Source organism: Lutimaribacter saemankumensis, assembly GCF_900100005.1.
Taxonomy (GTDB): Bacteria; Pseudomonadota; Alphaproteobacteria; order Rhodobacterales; family Rhodobacteraceae; genus Lutimaribacter; species Lutimaribacter saemankumensis.
In genome coordinates this window covers 588044-602713 of the sequence record NZ_FNEB01000001.1, presented here as the reverse complement: position 1 = coordinate 602713, position 14670 = coordinate 588044, and the positions used below count along the sequence as shown (strand labels likewise).

General features: G+C 64.2%; 17 protein-coding genes and 1 tRNA gene. 11 read left to right on the top strand and 7 right to left on the bottom strand.

Going from position 1 to position 14670, the window contains the following annotated elements; all coding sequences use genetic code 11:
• Nucleotides 1-27 precede the first annotated feature (27 nt).
• The gene (locus BLT50_RS02950; protein ID WP_090026292.1) at nt 28-366 is read right to left on the bottom strand and encodes a P-II family nitrogen regulator; all 339 of its coding nucleotides are present in this window, start codon (nt 364-366) and stop codon (nt 28-30) included.
• Between the two features lie 173 nt (nt 367-539).
• Between BLT50_RS02950 and BLT50_RS02945 the strand changes: the two genes are divergently transcribed.
• Nucleotides 540-2078, top strand: coding sequence for an NAD(P)H-hydrate dehydratase (locus BLT50_RS02945; RefSeq protein WP_090026290.1), 1539 nt, complete (start codon nt 540-542; stop codon nt 2076-2078).
• Between the two features lie 99 nt (nt 2079-2177).
• On the opposite strand, the gene BLT50_RS02940 is transcribed toward BLT50_RS02945, so the two are convergent.
• A complete protein-coding gene (locus BLT50_RS02940; protein ID WP_090026288.1) occupies nt 2178-2675 on the bottom strand; it encodes a Hint domain-containing protein in 498 nt (165 codons plus the stop codon).
• Between the two features lie 195 nt (nt 2676-2870).
• Here BLT50_RS02940 and BLT50_RS02935 point away from each other — a divergent pair.
• The 3 genes from BLT50_RS02935 (at nt 2871) to BLT50_RS02925 (ending at nt 5131) form a co-directional block, all read left to right on the top strand.
• Nucleotides 2871-2955: transfer RNA gene (locus tag BLT50_RS02935), tRNA-Leu, on the top strand.
• Nucleotides 2956-3234: 279 nt separating this feature from the next.
• Nucleotides 3235-4569, top strand: coding sequence for a trigger factor (tig, locus tag BLT50_RS02930; protein ID WP_090026285.1), 1335 nt, complete (start codon nt 3235-3237; stop codon nt 4567-4569).
• 145 nt (nt 4570-4714) lie between these two features.
• Entirely contained in the window at nt 4715-5131 is a 417-nt protein-coding gene (locus BLT50_RS02925) for a DUF1330 domain-containing protein (protein ID WP_090026283.1), read from the top strand.
• Nucleotides 5132-5197: 66 nt separating this feature from the next.
• Here the strand turns inward: BLT50_RS02925 and rplI are convergent, their stop codons facing one another.
• The 3 genes from rplI to rpsF are packed head-to-tail and all read right to left on the bottom strand — an operon-like array spanning nt 5198 to nt 6443.
• Nucleotides 5198-5821 carry a 50S ribosomal protein L9 gene (rplI, locus tag BLT50_RS02920; protein ID WP_090026281.1) on the bottom strand — a complete coding sequence of 208 codons (624 nt, stop codon included), beginning with the start codon at nt 5819-5821 and terminating at the stop codon, nt 5198-5200.
• 12 nt (nt 5822-5833) lie between these two features.
• Complete coding sequence (gene rpsR, locus BLT50_RS02915; RefSeq protein WP_005852865.1) at nt 5834-6061, bottom strand: 30S ribosomal protein S18; 228 nt, start codon at nt 6059-6061, stop codon at nt 5834-5836.
• 28 nt (nt 6062-6089) lie between these two features.
• On the bottom strand, nt 6090-6443 hold the full coding sequence (gene rpsF / locus BLT50_RS02910; protein ID WP_090026279.1) for a 30S ribosomal protein S6: 354 nt from the start codon (nt 6441-6443) through the stop codon (nt 6090-6092).
• Between the two features lie 258 nt (nt 6444-6701).
• Between rpsF and BLT50_RS02905 the strand changes: the two genes are divergently transcribed.
• The 3 genes from BLT50_RS02905 to BLT50_RS02895 all read left to right on the top strand — a co-directional run bounded on the left by BLT50_RS02905 (nt 6702) and on the right by BLT50_RS02895 (nt 8500).
• Complete coding sequence (locus BLT50_RS02905) at nt 6702-7196, top strand: hypothetical protein (RefSeq protein WP_139170459.1); 495 nt, start codon at nt 6702-6704, stop codon at nt 7194-7196.
• Nucleotides 7197-7319: 123 nt separating this feature from the next.
• Nucleotides 7320-7901, top strand: a complete 582-nt coding sequence (locus BLT50_RS02900) for a YceI family protein (protein ID WP_090027040.1) — start codon at nt 7320-7322, stop codon at nt 7899-7901.
• A 182-nt stretch (nt 7902-8083) separates the two neighbouring features.
• On the top strand, nt 8084-8500 hold the full coding sequence (locus tag BLT50_RS02895) for a VOC family protein (protein WP_090026275.1): 417 nt from the start codon (nt 8084-8086) through the stop codon (nt 8498-8500).
• Between the two features lie 18 nt (nt 8501-8518).
• Here the strand turns inward: BLT50_RS02895 and BLT50_RS02890 are convergent, their stop codons facing one another.
• The gene (locus tag BLT50_RS02890) at nt 8519-9931 is read right to left on the bottom strand and encodes an amidase family protein (protein WP_090026273.1); all 1413 of its coding nucleotides are present in this window, start codon (nt 9929-9931) and stop codon (nt 8519-8521) included.
• Nucleotides 9932-9988: 57 nt separating this feature from the next.
• On the bottom strand, nt 9989-11188 hold the full coding sequence (locus tag BLT50_RS02885) for a cytochrome b/b6 domain-containing protein (RefSeq protein WP_090026271.1): 1200 nt from the start codon (nt 11186-11188) through the stop codon (nt 9989-9991).
• Nucleotides 11189-11346: 158 nt separating this feature from the next.
• On the opposite strand from BLT50_RS02885, the gene fabD reads away from it, so the two are divergent.
• From fabD to BLT50_RS02865, 4 genes are all read left to right on the top strand, one after another.
• Nucleotides 11347-12288, top strand: a complete 942-nt coding sequence (gene fabD / locus BLT50_RS02880; RefSeq protein ID WP_090026270.1) for an ACP S-malonyltransferase — start codon at nt 11347-11349, stop codon at nt 12286-12288.
• A gap of 76 nt (nt 12289-12364) precedes the next feature.
• Nucleotides 12365-13102, top strand: coding sequence for a 3-oxoacyl-[acyl-carrier-protein] reductase (gene fabG, locus BLT50_RS02875; RefSeq protein WP_090026268.1), 738 nt, complete (start codon nt 12365-12367; stop codon nt 13100-13102).
• A 392-nt stretch (nt 13103-13494) separates the two neighbouring features.
• Nucleotides 13495-13728, top strand: coding sequence for an acyl carrier protein (locus tag BLT50_RS02870; protein ID WP_090026266.1), 234 nt, complete (start codon nt 13495-13497; stop codon nt 13726-13728).
• Between the two features lie 192 nt (nt 13729-13920).
• On the top strand, nt 13921-14667 hold the full coding sequence (locus BLT50_RS02865) for a 1-(5-phosphoribosyl)-5-[(5-phosphoribosylamino)methylideneamino]imidazole-4-carboxamide isomerase (RefSeq protein WP_090026264.1): 747 nt from the start codon (nt 13921-13923) through the stop codon (nt 14665-14667).
• Nucleotides 14668-14670 lie beyond the last annotated feature (3 nt).

Sequence of the window (14670 nt, the reverse complement as noted above, 5' to 3'; positions counted from 1 at the left end):
CCACCGCGGTTTCGCGCGGTTTGTGGATTACAGCGCGTCCGAGCCGGTTTCGCCGGTACGGATGCGGATGGCTTGTTCGACGGGGCTGACGAAAATCTTCCCGTCGCCGATCTTGTCGGTCTTGGCCGCGTCGATGATCGCCTCGATCGCGGCATCGACGAGGTCATCGTCCAGCACGACTTCGATTTTCACCTTGGGCAGGAAATCGACAACGTATTCGGCGCCACGATACAGTTCCGTGTGACCCTTCTGGCGGCCAAAGCCCTTGACCTCGATCACGCTCAGGCCCTGAATGCCGGCATCCTGCAGCGCTTCTTTCACCTCGTCCAATTTGAACGGTTTGATGATCGCTTCGATCTTTTTCATCGCGGCCTCCTCGCCCCTCGTGTCTCAGGAACCGGACAGATCACTTCCCGCGGGGGGCCACAATTGGATAAGGTCGCGGGCAGGGGATGCGTAACCATTGGGCAGATGTATTGCCTAAAAATTGATCACAGCGCCCAAGGATCGGGCGGAATTGAATCGCAGGGTGCAGGGCAATGACCGAATTGCTGACCGCAGCACAGATGCGCGCCATGGAAAAGGCCGCCATCGAGTCGGGGCAGGTGACAGGGCTGGAGCTGATGGAGCGCGCCGGGCGCGGCGTGATCGATGCGGTGTTCGCGGAATGGCCGGACCTGGCAAGGGCGCCCTGTCGCGCGCTGGTGCTGTGCGGGCCGGGAAACAATGGTGGCGACGGTTTCGTGGTGGCGCGGCTGTTGAAGGAATGGGGCTGGGAAATCGACGTTTTCCTTTATGGCGACCCGGCGAAGCTGCCGCCCGATGCAAAGGCAAATCATGACCGGTGGCAGGCGATGGGTGCGATTGCCGCCATGTCCGCGGTTCCATCGAATGACGCGCGGCATGACCTGCTGATCGATGCCGTGTTCGGCACCGGGTTGACCCGTCCGTTGCCCGCCGACGTAAGAAATGCGTTCCAGCATGTTTTCCGGTCGCAAGCCGGTATCCGCTTTGTCGGTGTCGATAGCGCTTCGGGCATTTGCATGGATTCGGGAAAACCCCTTGGGGATCGTGCGGACAACCCGTTCCAGCGATCCCTGATCGTTCAGTTTCACCGGGGAAAACTGGGGCAGTACCTGTTTCCCGAAGCGGGCGCGGCGTCGCGCGTCCGTATCGCGGATATCGGCCTTTCTGGCGGGATCGGCGCCCAAGGCGTCAAACTTGTCACCGAGCGCTGCGCCCATGCCCTGGGCAAACCGCAGGCGCATAAATATGCCCATGGCCATGCCTTCGTTCTATCCGGCGGCGCGGGTCATACCGGCGCGGCGCGGCTGGCGGCGCGCGGGGCGCTTCGCATCGGGGCGGGACTGGTGACGCTGGGCGTGCCAGGATCGGCACAGACGGAGGTGGCCGGGCAGGTGACCGCAATCATGCTGAAACGGGCCGACGGCCCCGAAGAGCTGGCCGCGGTGTTGGAGGACGGTCGCATCAATGCGCTCTGCCTCGGGCCGGGCCTGGGGATCGAGCGGGCGCGGGGCCTTGTTCGTATGGCGTGCGGCGGGGTGGAACCCCGCCCTACGGTGCTTGATGCCGATGCGCTGACCTGTTTCAGCGATGCGCCGGATGAATTCTTCGCGATGCTTCATGAAGACTGCGTGCTGACGCCCCATGCCGGGGAATTCGCGCGGCTGTTTCCCGATATCGCCGAACGGCTGAACGCAGCTGCCGAAACGGGGCCCGCCTATTCCAAGGTCGACGCCACACGCGATGCCGCTGCGCGGGCGGGTTGTGTGGTGTTGTTCAAGGGGCCGGACACGGTGATCGCCGCGCCGGATGGACGGTGTTCGATCAGCCTTGCGGCGTATGACCGTGCCGCGCCGTGGCTGGCCACCGCCGGGTCGGGCGACGTTCTGGCCGGGTTCATCACGGGGCTGCTGGCGCGCGGGGTCGATCCGATGCAGGCAGCCGAAACCGCGGCCTGGCTGCACGTGGAATCCGCGCTGAGCTTCGGACCGGGCCTGATTGCCGAAGATATTCCCGAGGAACTGCCGAGGGTCTTTCGCGCCCTTGGTCTGTGAAACCGGAGAACGGGGGCAAAGGCGGCACGGTCAAAGGAAAACCCCCGGCCGCCTGTTCGGCTGCCGGGGGCATCTGTACCTGTCACGAAGGGACGCGTATCAGGCCGCGCGTTCCAATTCTTCGGCGGTGATGTGGCTTACGACTTCGAGCCCGTCTGCATAGATCGTCTGCGCGCGGTCAAGCTCGATCTCGTAGAGCGTGACGGTGACGTCCTTTTGCAGGCGGACGAATTCGTTGTCGACCAGTGTGCGGGCGGGAATAAGCGCCTGTTTGCGGCCTGTCAGCGCCTCGGCGCGCCAGTCGCGGATCAGGATGCGCTGATCGGCGGGCAGCGACACGTCCCGGTCGGGCCGCGTATGCCCCAGCGATCCGGCCATGACCGCGATCATGTCGCAGGTGACCTCTTTCTTGCGGATATCGCGGATGACGGCCATGCCGGCCTCGCGCGTGATGATGCGATCGCCGGGCGCAAGGGCGTCGACGGGCATTTCACCTTGAAGCGTCATGACAATGCTGCCTGCAACCAGACCAGTGGATTCAACTTCGCGTGCAAGGCGCGCAACAACGCCTTCACGCCCAACCGTTTGCGGTTTCATGGGCTTAATCCTGCTACCTTACTGCCTCGTTTTTTCCATCACATTAAGGCAGGAATGTGCCCTTGTCGCGGTCTTTCTGGGGATCGGCCCGGTGTTTTTCGCGACAATTTTTTCCACTCGCATCGGCTGCGCCGGTTTGCTATGAGAGCGCGGCGCGCGGCCCTGAGCCTTTGAAACAAGGCCGCTGCGCATCGTGCGGGTGTGGCGAAATTGGTAGACGCACCAGATTTAGGTTCTGGCGCCGCAAGGCGTGGGGGTTCAAGTCCCTCCACCCGCACCAACGTCGTTTTCGCGCAGCGGAAACGACGCCCGGCAGGCGTGTTTCCCGGAAACGCGCCGAGAGGGGCGAAATCCACAAATGAGCGCAGCGGAAACGACGCCCGGCAGGCGTGTTTCCCGGAAACGCGCCGAGGGGGACGTTTCCATTCGGCGAACAAGGTCAAAATGGCGTCCCGGCGGCACAGATTCAGGGTTGATCCCCCCAACGGCGCGGCCTAGTAAGGCGCAAATTTCTTCAGGCCGCCATCCGGGCGGCCTGTCAGCTTATGCGAGGACAACAATGCAAGTCACCGAAACCCTGAATGACGGCCTCAAGCGCGGGTACGAAATCATCGTCACCGCAGCGGAACTCGACGCGAAGGTGAACGAAAAGCTGGTCGAGGCGCAGCCCGAGATCGAGATGAAGGGCTTTCGCAAGGGCAAGGTGCCGATGGCGCTGCTGAAAAAGCAGTTCGGCCAGCGCCTGCTGGGCGAGGCCATGCAGGAAGCCGTCGACGGCGCGATGTCCGAGCATTTCGAACAGACGGGCGACCGTCCCGCGCTGCAGCCGGCCGTTGAAATGGTCGATGGCGAGAACTGGAAAGAAGGCGATGACGTCAAGGTCACCATGACCTATGAGGCGCTGCCCGAAATCCCCGAGCCCGACCTGGGCAAGATCAAGCTGGAGCGGATGGTCGTCAAACCCGACGACGCGGCCGTGACCGAAGCGCTGGAAAGCCTGGCCGAGAACGTGCAGGATTTCGAAAGCCGCAAGAAGGGGTCCAAGGCCAAGGATGGCGACCAGGTCGTGATCGATTTCGTCGGCAAGGTCGACGGCGAGGCGTTCGAAGGCGGCGCAGCCGAGGATTACCCGCTGGTGTTGGGCTCGGGCTCGTTCATCCCCGGCTTCGAAGAGCAGCTTGTCGGCGTCAAGACCGGTGAGGAAAAGAATGTCGAGGTGACTTTCCCCGAGGATTACGGCGCAGAGAACCTCAAGGGCAAGGCGGCCGTGTTCGAATGCACCGTCAAGGACGTGAAGGCGCCCAAGGCCGCCGAGATCGACGACGAGCTGGCCAAGAAATACGGCGCCGAGGATCTGGACGCTCTCAAGGCGCAGATTTCCGAACGGCTCGAGGCGGAATATGCCGGTGCCGCACGCGCGGTGATCAAGCGCGCCCTGCTGGACAAGCTGGACGATGCCGTCAAGTTCGACCTGCCGCCGAGCCTGGTCGAAGCCGAGGCCAAGCAGATCGCCCACCAGTTGTGGCACGAGGAAAACCCCGAAGTGCACGATCACAACCACGGTGAGGTCGAGCCGACCGACGAGCATAACCGCCTGGCCGAGCGCCGCGTGCGCCTTGGCCTTCTGCTGGCCGAGATCGGCCGCAAGAACGAGATCGAAGTCACCGACGCCGAGATGACGCAGGCCATCATGAACCAGGCCCGCCAGTATCCCGGTCAGGAACGTCAGTTCTTTGAATTCATCCAGCAGAACCAGCAGATGCAGCAGCAACTGCGTGCGCCGATCTTCGAGGACAAGGTCGTCGATCATGTGCTGGAACAGACCGAGGTGGCCGAGAAAGAGGTGTCCAAGGACGATCTTCAAAAGGCCATCGAGGCGCTGGACGAAGAATAACGAAATCGGGAAACGCGCGTTTCCCAGTGACGGGGCCGCCCTGCCAGGCGGCCCCTTTTCATTTGCGTCGCGGCGTCAGTATTGACGCGTTGCCGGCCACTTCGCAGGCTGCGGCGGCAAGCTTTCACCGGAACAGGGAGGGGACATGTCGCACACTGCATTCACATCCGAAGGATTCAGGGAATTTCGTGACAACGACCGTCCGGGTCCGATCCACATGCTCAATCTCGTGAAGTTGCGCGCGCGCGCGGAATACGAGGACGGGCGCAGCGCAACCGGGCGCGAGGCCTATGCCGCCTATGGCCGCGAAAGCGCGCCTGTGTTCGAAAGGCTGGGCGGGCGGATCGTCTGGCGTGGCGCGATGGAGCAGATGCTGATCGGCCCGCAGGACGAAGCCTGGGATCTGTGTTTCATCGCGGAATATCCCAGCGTTCAGGCGTTTATCGAGATGATCAAGGATCCGCAGTATCGCAAGGCGATGGAACACCGGCAGGCCGGCGTCGCGGACAGCCGCCTTGTGCGCATGTCGCCGATCACCTCGGGCGGGAATTTCGCGGAATAGGCAGGGCCCAAAGAAAAACGCCGCGCGGATGGCGCGGCGTTTCCCGGTGTCTGGTGGGCGAAGGGATCAGTCTTCGTCTTCGTCCGACGCGTCGGCGGCTTCCGCAACCGGTGCGAGGTCTTCGTCGTCCGAAGCGGCCGAGCCGATGTCTTCGAACAGTTCCGCGATCTCGTATTCCGCGGCGGCCTCTTCTTCGGCGGCGGCGTCCTGGATCGACTTGCCCGATGCCTGCAGTTCGGCCTCTTCGGGCGAACGCGCGACGTTCAGGGTCATGGTGACCATCACCTCGGGGTGCAGGTGCACCTCGACTTCGTGCAGGCCCAGTTCCTTGATGGGCGTGCGGATGATGACCTGCTTGCGGTCGATCGAGAAGCCTTCGTCGGTGGCGACGCCGGCCGCGTCACGGGTGGTGACGGAGCCATACAGGTTGCCGCCGTCGGATGCCTGGCGAATCACGACGAATTGCTGGCCGTCCAGCTTTTCGCCGAGCGCTTCGGCTTCCTTGCGGGTTTCCAGGTTGCGGGCTTCAAGCTGCGCTTTCTGCGATTCGAACGACTTGATGTTCTCTTCCGAGGCGACAAGCGCCTTCTTCTGCAGCAGCAGGTAGTTGCGGGCAAAGCCGGGCTTGACGTCGACGACGTCGCCCATCTGGCCCAGCTTGGCCACGCGTTCCAGCAGGATAACTTGCATGTCAGTCTCTCCTTACTTCACGGCGTAGGGCAGAAGGGCGAGGAAGCGCGCGCGCTTGATCGCACGGGCCAGTTCACGCTGCTTCTTTGCGGACACGGCGGTGATGCGGCTGGGAACGATCTTGCCACGCTCCGAGATGTAGCGCTGCAGCAGGCGGGTGTCCTTGTAATCGATCGCGGGTGCGTTGTCGCCCGAGAAGGGGCACACCTTGCGACGACGGAAAAACGGTTTAGCGGCCATGGGTTATGTCCTTTTCTTCAGGCTGTGATCAACGGCGCTCGCGGCGTTCGCCACGATCGTCTTTCTTCTGCATCTGGACCGACGGGCCTTCTTCGTGCTCTTCGACCTTGATGGTCAGCACGCGCATCACGTCGTCATGCAGCCGCATCAGGCGTTCCATTTCCTGCACGGCCGGCGCGGGTGCGTCGGTCTTGAGGAAGGCATAGTGGCCCTTGCGGTTCTTGTTGATCTTGTAGGCCATCGTCTTGACGCCCCAGTACTCGCTGTCGACGATCTTGCCGCCGTTGTCGCTCAGTACGGTGCCGAAATGTTCGATGAGGCCCTCGGCCTGCGCGTTGGACAGATCCTGACGCGCGATGAAGACATGCTCGTAAAGCGGCATGTGCACTCCTGTCATGTTCAAGCGCATTTCATAGGAGGGCCATCTGACCTTTCCGCGACCCCCCACGAGAGACTGCGCAGTTCCGTGTTACCTGCGGAAAGGATGTGGGCGGATACACCGGATCGCGACGTGGTGCAAGCGAAACGGGGCCGGGGGCGCAGCTTCGCGGCATTTCCGCGCGAGTGCCGCATTCCTGCCCCTTTCTGGCATCACATTGCTGTCATGGCCCGAAAAATGCCGAACCCGGAGGACGCTGTCATGGTTGCACTGCCTGATCAAATCGAAAAACGCCTGCCCACGGCACAAATCCAGACCACTGGCGGTCTGTGCCCGATGGTCAGCGGCGCGATGCGGTTCGGCGGTGCGGTGCTGGTTCTGGCCTCGGTCGGAATCTGGTTCGTTCCGGTCGTGTCCGGCGACGGCATGATGGTGCTGATGAAGCTGCTGGTCTCCGTGTTCTTTGCCTGTATCGGCGTCGTTCTGCTGGAATGGGGCCGCAACGCGGCAACCGACGAAATCCACCTCGATACCAACGCGCGCCAGCTGACCCATATCCGCCGCCAGTGCGACGGCATCCCGCGCGTGCGTGCCCGGTTCGATTTCGACGAGCTGTCCGACATCCGCCTGCGCGACGGAATGCTTACGGTGATCGGTAATTCGGGCGCGGTCCTGGTGCAGCTGCCGGTCGAAAGGGTCGAGAACCTGGAAACGATCCGAAACGGCCTGGAAAAGAGCCTGGCCAAGTCCGCCTGATTACTTCCGCGCATCCTTTAACAGGAGATGTGAGTTTCTGTGGAATTGCCCCTTCGTCAGTCAGGGGCAATTTGTGGGTCACGTTTTGACACATGCCGTCGCATGACCACGAAAGGACTGACAATGACCCGTTTTCTGACCGCCGCCGCAATTGCCGGTGCGCTGCTGACAGCCCCCGCTGCCTGGGCCGCCCCTGAAAAGTATGTTCTGGATTCAAGCCACAGCCAGGTGCTGTTTTCCTATGACCACCTTGGTTATTCCACGACCTGGGGCATGTTCTCGGGTTTCGAGGGCGAGATCATGTTCGATCAGGACAGCCCCGCCAATTCGACCGTGACCGTGTCTTTCCCGGTGCGCAGCATGTTCACGGGCTGGGAAGGCCGCTTTGAACATTTCATGTCGGCCGATTTCTTCGGCGCGGACGAAGATGAAATGGTCAGCTTCACCTCGACCGCGATCGAAGTGACGGGCGACAACACGGCCATGATCACCGGCGACCTGACGCTGAACGGTGTGACGAAATCGGTGGTGCTGGATGCCGAGATGACACAGGCCGGCACCCACCCGATGGCAAACAAGCCCTGGGCCGGTTTCAACGCGACCACGACGCTCAAGCGCAGCGATTTCGACCTGGGCATGTTCGCCCCCGCCGTCAGCGACGAAGTCGAGGTTCAGATCTCGATCGAGGCGATGAAGGCCGAATAAGCCTTGGTTCGTATCGATTGAAGGGGCCGCGCGGAACACATCCGCGCGGCCCTTTCTCTTTCTTGCCGCGGTTTTCGTTTCCGGCATCGCCGATCCATGTTAGGCCGGTCCCATCCGGCGATGGTGTCCAGAACCGGGTCGTACCGTACCTGTACCCGGATCAGAGGAAAGCGCCGGAAACGATGATCGCCTATGTCACATTCGGTGCCGACGACATCGCGGCCGCAAAACGGTTCTACTCCGCTTTCTTGCCGGCACTCGGCTACGGTCTGACCGAAGGGCCCGAGGGGCTGAGTTACGTCCTGCCGGTGGATCCGGGACAAACGCCTGTATCACCCGATTTCTATGTGAAGCCGACCTTCGATGGCCGCCCGGCTTCGTCCGGTAACGGCACGATGGTCGCGTTCGAGGCCCACAGCCAGGCCGAGGTCCGCGCCCTGCATGCCGCCGGGCTTGCCGCCGGCGGCACGGATGAAGGCGCGCCGGGGTTTCGCGCGGCATACGGGCCGCATTTCTATGTCGGCTACCTGCGCGATCCACAGGGCAACAAGGTCGCCCTGTTTTCCAGCGATCCGAACGAACCCTCGCGCGACGGGTAGGCCGCGCCCGGCAGACACTTAGTCCATCTTCGCCCAGAGCCGGCCAAGCAGCGTGCCGGCGCGATCCTCGATCGCCTGTGCCGCCGCCAGCGCCGTGTCCTCGCGGAACCGGGTGGCGGTCAGTTGCACACCGACAGGATGCCCGTCGAGCGTGTCGACCGGGACCAGCGCCGAAGGCAGGCCGAGGTAGTTCATGATGCCCAGGTAACGCGCGCCGTCCTGCATCAGGCGGCGCACGGCGTCGGCGTCGTCCAGGTCGCCGCGCGGGCCTGGTGTGCGCTGCACCATCAGCGGCGTCAGGATCACCGGATAGTCCTCCAGCACCGACAGCCATTGCCGCAGATGGGTCAGCCGCTGCGCCTGCGCCAGCATGTAGGATTTCAGGTCGAGCGGGTTTGAAAACGCCTTGTAGGCGTCCATCACGCGGTTGAAATCTTCTGATCCGGCAGCGCGCATGGCGTCTTCGGACAGGGTGCACATTTCGGCGAACAGAAGATCCGTCCAGGCCTGCCAGCATCCCTTGACGTCGGGCAGGTCCACCTCGTCCACCTCATAGCCGGCGGCGCGCAGGTGGTCGGCCGCTTGTGCATAGATGTCCAGGATGCCTGTATCGGCGTGCATGTCGTCATAGACCTTGCCCATGGCCACGCGCTTGGGCTGCGGCGCGCCGGTCATCGGCATCGGCACATGCAGCGGGTCGCGCGCGTCGCGGGCCGCCATCACGCTCAGCCCAAGCACGGTGTCAGCCACGTCACGGCAGATCGGACCCTGCGTCGAGAATAGCTGCGCGACAAACGGGCGTTCCCCGGCCAGCGACGGGTTGAACGCCGGGATGCGCCCCTGCGTCGGGCGGATCGTGGCAACACCGCAGCAATAGGCGGGCCAGCGCAGGCTGCCGCCGATATCGTTGCCATGCGCCAGCGTGCCGATCCCCGCTGCCACCGCCGAGGCCGCGCCCCCGGACGAGCCGCCGCAGGTGATGGCATCGTCCCAGGGGTTCAGCGTCAGGCCATGCACCGGGTTGTCTGTAAAGGCGCGCATGGAAAATTCGGGCGTGTTGGTCTGGCCCAGGATCACGGCGCCTGCATTGCGCAGGTTGCGGGTGACGGGCGCATCGTCCGGGGCGATCAGTCCGGTGTTGGCGGGCACGCCGTTGATATTGGGCGTTCCTTCGACATCGACATTCTGCTTGACGGTGATCGGCACACCATGCAGCGGGCCGTGAATGTCGCCGGACTTGAGCGCGGCATCGGCAGCGCGGGCGGTGTCCAGCGCGTTGTCGCGCATGTCCAGCACCACGGCGTTGAGCGCCGGGTTCACCGCGTCCATCCGCGCAAGATGCGCCTCGGTCGCTTCGACCGAGGTCAGCCGGCCCTCGCGGATTGCTGCTGCGGTTTGCGTGGCGCTCAGTTGCCAGATCGGTTTGTCCATCTTGTCCCCCTGCGGTTTTGCCACAGTAGGGACAAGGCGGACGGGACTGGCAAGCCCTTATTCGGCGCGCCGTGCGGTCAGGCCGACCGAGACTTCGACGGCAAAGCCAAGCTGGCCGGGGTCGGTCATCTGCGCACCGATGCCGAAATCGCGCCGGTCCAATGTCAGGCCCCCGGTCATGGTGGCGGTGCCATCCGCGATCTCCAGATCGAAGGGCAGGGTGACGGGCACGCTCTGATCCTTGATGGTCAGCGTCCCGGTGGCGGCATAGGCGCGCGCGCCACCTTCGGACCGCGCGATTTCGGCGTTGAACCGCGCGCTTTCATGCGTGGCGGCATCGAAATAATCCGGGCCGAGCGCCTGATCGGTGACGGAACCCAGCGTCAGCGACCCAATCGCGATTGTGACGGTGACATCGCCGGTGCCGGTTTCCGGGTCGAAGGCGATATCGGCCTGCCATTGTCCGAACTGCCCCTGCACGGCGCTGCCGAATTGCTGAACGGTGATTGCCAGTTCGCCGCCCTGCACCTGCCATTCACCCGCACCCTGCGCCATGGCGGCGGGCTGTGGTGCTTCTGCCGCGGTGCCGGCGACGCCCCAGCCAATGATGCCGACCCAGACCGCAGCCGCCAGGGCGGCGGGCATTGCGTGGCCCGGCTGCACGGCGCTTGGCGCGGCTTCGGCCCGGCCCGGCAGCATCCGCCGCAGCGTGTCGTCGCGGTCGATGAAGTGGTGTTTCAGCGCACCCGCCACGTGCAGGAGGATGGCCCCGATCAGGATCTTGGTCGACAGCCAGTGTACGCTTCCCGCCGCTTCGGCCCAGGCCGCGCTTTGCGGAACGAAGGGCAGGGTTTGCCCGAACGGCCACCAGATCGGGGCAAACCCGGTCTGTGCGGCGTGATGCACCCAGCCCGACAGCGGCACGATCACCAGCGCACCGTAAAGTGCCCAGTGGATCATCGCGGCCAGGAATGCCTCGCCCTTTTTTGCTCCGTTCGGCAGGCCGGGTTTGGGCTGCACGACGGCCCAGAGAATGCGCAGCAGGGCCGTTACGAAGGCCGCGACGCCAATCGTCTTGTGCAGGGAAAACAACGTTGCCACCTGCGCGAGCGCGGCGCTGTCGCCCTGGGTGATCCCGTGGGCCATGTCCTCGGCGATAAGGCCAAGCGGGATGGCCGTCAGGATCAGCAAGGCGGTCAGCCAGTGAAAGGTCTTGGCAACGCTGCCAAATCGGGTCGCGGTGTTGCGGGTGCTCATGCGGGCGTCCTCTGGATTTCCTGCACATCACATAGGGGGAAGGGCGGGAGGCACCATGCGCCGGATCGCACACCGCCCGTGCATGGATGCGCGGGCCCCGTTGCGCCCGCGCGGCCTGCGCGCTATTCCGGGCCAAACGCGACAAGGAGGGGCACGCGATGAGCCGCGCATTCGTATTTCCCGGGCAAGGCGCCCAGACCATAGGCATGGGCCGCGACCTGGCTGACGCCTATCCGCAGGCCCGTGCCGTCTTTGACGAGGTGGATGCCGCGCTGGGCGAAAAGCTGTCGGCGCTGATCTGGGAGGGGGAGCAGGACGTGCTGACGCTGACGCAGAATGCGCAGCCCGCGCTGATGGCGACCTCGATGGCGGCGATGCGCGCGCTCGAGGCCGAGGGGGTCGACGTCACGGCGGCGGCCTTCGTGGCGGGGCACAGCCTTGGCGAATATTCCGCGCTGGCCGCAGCCGGCGCATTGAGCGTGGGCGATGCGGCGCGTCTGCTGCGCACACGCGGGCTGGCCATGCAAGAGGCCGTTCCGGTGGGCGTGGGCGCGATGGCGGCGCTGCTGGGCCTCGATTTCGACGCGGCCCGCGCCGTGGCCGAAGAGGCCGCGCAGGGCGAGATCTGCCAGGCGGCCAACGATAATGACCCCGGGCAGGTCGTGGTGTCGGGGCACAAGGCCGCGGTCGAACGCGCGGTCGAGATTGCCAAGACGCGCGGCGCGAAACGCGCGGTGATGCTGCCCGTGAGCGCGCCCTTCCATTGCGAGATGATGGCGCCCGCGGCCGAAAAGATGGCCGAGGCATTGGCCGGTGTCGAGATCGCCGCGCCCCGCGTGCCTGTCGTGGCCAACGTGTTGGCCGAGGCGGTCGACGATCCCGCGCGCATCCGCGAATTGCTGGTGCAGCAGGTGACGGGCGCCGTGCGCTGGCGCGAAAGCGTGCAGTGGATGGATGGGCAGGGCGTGACCGAAATCTGGGAAATCGGTGCGGGCAAGGCGCTGTCGGGCATGGTGCGCCGCATCGCGCGCCATATCGAGTGCCGCGCCGTCGGCACACCCGAAGATGTGAAGGCGGCCGCTGAAAGTGCCACGGCCTGAGACACGAGCGGCGGCGCCTGCCGCCGCATCAGCGCGCCGATCGGCGCGCACCCCGGACACTTGAAAGGACAGGAACATGTTTGATCTGACAGGAAAATGCGCGCTGGTCACCGGCGCATCGGGCGGTATCGGCGGTGCCATCGCCAAGGCGCTGCATGGCGCGGGCGCGACCGTGGGCCTTTCGGGCACGCGCGAGGCCCCGCTGGAGGAGCTGGCCGCCGAACTGGGCGAGCGTGCGCATGTGCTGCCCTGCAACCTGTCCGACCCCGAAGCGGTCGAGGCGCTGCCCAAGCAGGCGATCGAGGCGATGGGAGCGGTCGATATTCTGGTCAACAACGCCGGGATCACCCGCGACCAGATCTTCATGCGGATGTCGGACGAGGAATGGCAGTCGGTGATCGACGTGAACCTGACCGCCGCGATGCGGCTTTGCCGGGGTGTCATGCGCCCGATGATGAAGGCGCGTTGGGGGCGGATCGTGAATATCAGCTCGATCGTGGGGGCCACGGGCAACCCCGGGCAGGTCAACTATGCCGCCGCAAAGGCCGGCATGGTGGGCATGACGAAATCCATCGCCTACGAGGTCGCCAGCCGCGGCATCACGGCGAATGCGGTCGCACCGGGTTTCATCGCAACCGCGATGACCGACAAGCTGACCGACGACCAGAAGGGCAAGATCAACGCGCAGATTCCCGCCGCCCGCATGGGCACGCCCGAGGAAATCGCGGCCGCGGTCCTGTATCTCGCCAGCCCAGAAGCCGGCTATGTCACGGGTGCGACACTGCATGTGAACGGCGGAATGGCGATGCTTTGATATGTCAGGGCGGGACATTGATTCCCCGCCCGTGGCATGGCGGCGGTTTCGTCTCCGGGCGTCAGCGGGTTCCGCGCCGGGAATGTTGTGCCGGGCGAGCGGGTTGAAAACGTCCGTGTTATCAGTTGCTTGAGGGGGGTCATGCTGCAGCGGCAGCGAGTTTTCCCCCTTGCATCCGCCGGATTTCATCGCCATTTCTGTGGCCGTGTGAAAGCGTTTGCCTTGAGTGCGGCATGTGCTATAGGCCACGCAGTCGAACCGGGGGGTATGCCTGCGGTTCTCCCCAAGCGGGGTTTTGATAACCGTCCGGGACAACCGGGCACAGGATTGCCACCCCGCAGGGCGAGGGCAGAAACGGGCGCTGACGCCCAAGAAGTTGTGAGGACTGGACCATGAGCGATATCGCAGATCGCGTGAAGAAAATCGTTGTCGAGCATCTGGGTGTGGAAGAAGACAAGGTGACCGAGAACGCCTCGTTCATCGACGACCTGGGCGCGGACAGCCTGGACACCGTGGAACTGGTGATGGCGTTCGAAGAGGAATTCGGCATCGAAATCCCCGATGACGCGGCCGAAACCATCCAGACCTTCGGCGATGCTGTGAAGTTCATCAACGACGCGTCGTAAGAATTTCTCCACATTCGTGTGGATGGGGCCCCTGCCGGATCGGCAGGGGCCTTTTTCGTGCCGGACCGGGCACGCATGACGTGAATCGCGCCGATCGTGCCGTTCTGTGCCAAGTTTGCGATGGCGTCTTTGCGCTAATGTGTGGCTTGCGGATGTGACCTGGCATCCTGGGCCACAGCGGAGGCGACGGCGATGATCATCTACCCCACTCTCGAAGTGATGAACGGCAAATGCGTGTCGCTGACGCGCGGGCGTCTGGAAGAACCCGTGATCTGGCATCGCGACCCTGTCGCGGTGGCGCGCGAATTCGCGTCAGCGGGTGCATCGTGGATGCATGTGACGGATCTGGACGCTTTGGCGGGCAATGGTGAAAACGACGCGCTGATCGAGAGCATCATCCGTGCGGCGGGCATCCCCGTGCAGTTAGGCGGCGGGTTCCGGTCGCGGGATCGGGTGGCCCAGTGGATCGACCGGGGCGCAGGGCGTGTCGTGGTGGGGACCATGGCAGCCTATGACCCCGACCTGCTGCGCTCACTGGCCAAGTATTACCCTGACCAGATCGTGCTGGCGCTGGACATCTTCCGCGGCAAGGTCATGACCCACGGCTGGCGTGAAGAAAGCGCGTTTTCGCCGGTATCTTTCCTGGACGCGTTCGCCGACAGTCCGCTGGCCGGGATCATCGTCACGGACATCGACTCCGATATCGAGGATGGCGACGGGTCCGTGGGTCTGATCGCCGGGTTGGCCGCGCAGACGCGGCACCCGGTCATTGCGCGCGGTACGGTGTCCAGCGTCGACGACGTGGCGCTGTTGAAATACGTCCCCAATATCGCGGGTACGCTGATCGGGCGGTCGCTTTTTTCCAAGGATGTGAACTTGGCCGAAGCGCTTGCCGTTGCGCAGCCCGAGGCGGGTGAAGTGCAGGCGGAATTCATCTGACGA